Source organism: Cupriavidus sp. WS (assembly GCF_000395345.1).
Classification (GTDB): domain Bacteria; phylum Pseudomonadota; class Gammaproteobacteria; order Burkholderiales; family Burkholderiaceae; genus Cupriavidus; species Cupriavidus basilensis_B.
The window spans coordinates 1-2,905 of the sequence record NZ_AQPL01000062.1; the positions used below are offsets into that span (position 1 = coordinate 1).

The window sequence follows — 2,905 nt, forward strand, 5'->3', positions numbered from 1 at the left end:
CTGCATGTATGCTTCTTTCGTATGCAAACGCCACCTTCCCGCAATATTGGTTTCCATTTAATGCTAATGTAGTGCTTGCAGCGATTCCGTTCTTCTATGTTGGATTTACTGCGCGCTCTCGCCGTTTTCGCCCGCGCGATTTGTCTTTGGCTTCTATTCTGGCATTGGCGGGTGGACTTCTAACCGCCTCCGGACTGGCGCTTCCCTTTGACATGAAATACGCCAACTACGGCATACCAATATTGTCATTCATCGTTGCCATAGGATGCATTGCGGCATCAATTCTGGTCGCGCAGATCCTTACCCCAATCACATTCATCGGAGCGGCCTTTCGTCGCGTAGGATCGTTATCTATGGGAATAATGTTTTTGCATCAGCCCATCCAGTACGCAATACTTAAATCGATCCCCCAATCCGGTGAAGTACTGCGGTTCCTCATCTGCTTCCTTGGATCATATGCGATCTCCGAACTGCTTGATCGCCGCCACTGGACGAGAGTCGTATTCCTTGGGTCTTCCAGCAAACCACGAGACAATTCTGCAGATAGCCAGGTGCCAAGCATTGCAGGATAGTCAATCGCTGGCGCAATTCTATTTTTCGACCAAACCGGAATCACGGGCAATTAAGTAGCGCCACAAGTTTCAACATCACGGCGTTTCCCTGGCCTTCCCCCATTCTCCCGGACACATCAGCTAAGCTGACGTAATCCGGAGAGGATGGAATGAGCAGAACAAGAAGGCACTTCACCGACGAATTCAAACGCGAGGCGGTCCGGCTATGCAACGAGCCGGGTGCTGTCGTAACCCAGATAGCGCGCGACCTTGGCATTGGCGAGAATCTGCTGCGCCGTTGGGTCAAGCTGGAGCGGGTCCGGGCACTGGAGATGGACGCCAGTAAGCCGTTGCGAGCCGAAGCACTTTCAGAGATGTAGCGCTTGCAGCGTGAGTTGAAGCGGGTCACGATGGAGCGTGACATTCTAAGAAAAGCGCTCGGCTACTTCGCGAAGGACCCGGAGTGAAGTACGCCTGGATAGCACGGCAATGCGGTGTCTGGCCGACTCGTGCCATGTGCCGGTTGCTCGGGGTCTCGCATAGCGGCTTCTACGAATGGCTCGGTCGAGCACCGAGCAAACGCTCGCAGGAGAATGTCCGCCTCACGCGACTGGTCCGGGCAAGCTTCGATCTGAGCGACAAGACCTACGGCAGCCCACGCATCTGGCACGACCTGCGTGCAGCGGGCGAACGCTGTGGTGTGAATCGCGTTGCCCGGCTGATGCAACAGGCCAGATTGCAGGCTCGCCAGCGGCGACGGTGCATGCCTGGCGATTCAGGAGCTGCGGCAGCTCAGGGCATTGCGCCCAATCACCTGCAACGCCAGTTTGAAGCCGACGCGCCGAACCAGAAATGGGTTGCCGACTTTACCTATATCTGGACGACGGAAGGCTGGCTGGTCGCTGCCGCCGTGATGGACCTGTACTCGCGCCGCATCGTCGGCTAGTCGATGAGCGATACGATGCATGCGAAGATAGTGGCCGACGCGTTGCTGATGGCGCTCTGGCGCCGAGGGCGACCAGCCAAATTGATACATCACAGCGACTAGGGCAGCCAATACACAAACGAGGACTTCCAGTCGCTACTCAGGCAGGAAGGCATTACCTGTAGCATGAGTCGTCGTGGTGATTGTTGGGACAATGCAGCGATGGAAAGCTTCTTCAGCACCCTGAAGACAGAGCGTGTGAACCGAAGCATCTATTGCACGAGGAACGCGGCGCGGGCCGACGTGTTCGATTACATCGAGCGCTTCTACAATCCGCATCGCCGACATTCAACACTGAACCTCCTTAGCCCGGTTCAGTTCGAGCAACGCATGACGGGCTAACTTACCTGCCCGGGAAAGCAGGGGAAGGTCACCCCTTACCGAGAAGACAGCAGCGACAACCGCCACTTACTGAAAGGTGGTCATTATGTCCGAAATATCTTGGATTGCCCCAATTGCCGAACAGCATACCCACATGGGAGGCCCTGCTGGGCATCAAGGTCGCGTTTCGGAATAACCCAAATTTGCCCTCACTACCCATCTGTCAGCAGAAAGCCAACCCGGTGGTGAAAACATGAAATCAGCCCCTACCTTCCTCAAGATAGCTCGGATAGTCAAAGGTGCCGTCAATCCGACCAGTACCCCAACGATCAGATGGACATAGAGATCATTGATGTGCAGCACCTTGAGCATGAAGATCCTGACGCCGGCCCCCACGAGAATATGCATCAAATAGATATTCATTGATTCCCGGCCAAGTAGGGATAGCCAAAGGAACGATCCAGCACCTAGTCGCATGCTCACATACACAATTGCCAGGATGGTCAAACCTGCAATCGCCAGCGAGATGAGGGCAAAGTGCACACCATATGCAACGCAGCACACTATTCCGATGGCTACCGCCGCCAATACGCAGGCGGTTAGCTTGACATTCTTTAACATGGTCACTGCAAACTGGTCATAGTAACCCCCAAGACAAAAAAATATGCTGTAGCTAAAAACATACTCCATGCTCCTCCAAGATCCAGAGTAAGGGAGCAGGTATACAGCCAAAAATAATGCTAGCGGTAATGATGCTAAGCCACGACGCATTCCCGCTGAGATGTACAGGGTTGCGCAAACAACAGAAACAAAGAACAGACCGTAAAGAAACCAAAACTGCGCCCTCGGAACCCAAAGTATAGACAGCAGGGATAATGGGCTGGCCGGTGTGTTTTTGTACCCGGATAACATAACCTCAACCCCTCCTTGCAGGAGAGACCAGAAGAGGTAGGGATACACGAGCGCGTCCACTTTGCTCGCAACATACCCGCGATAACCTCTGCGCTCTATTGAAGGGAAAAAATAGGACGTGTCAGGAATTTTGTGT

General features: G+C 53.9%; 2 protein-coding genes and 1 pseudogene. 2 read left to right on the top strand and 1 reads right to left on the bottom strand.

The window, feature by feature from the left end; genetic code table 11:
* On the top strand, positions 1–572 hold a 572-nt coding region (locus K206_RS42680), incomplete at its 5' end, for an acyltransferase family protein (protein ID WP_155887981.1).
* Positions 573–721: 149 nt separating this feature from the next.
* Positions 722–1,878: pseudogene (locus K206_RS40800) on the top strand (IS3 family transposase).
* Positions 1,879–2,031: 153 nt separating this feature from the next.
* Here the strand turns inward: K206_RS40800 and K206_RS41440 are convergent.
* A partial coding sequence (locus K206_RS41440; protein ID WP_155887982.1) for an acyltransferase family protein occupies positions 2,032–2,905 on the bottom strand: 874 nt, incomplete at its 5' end.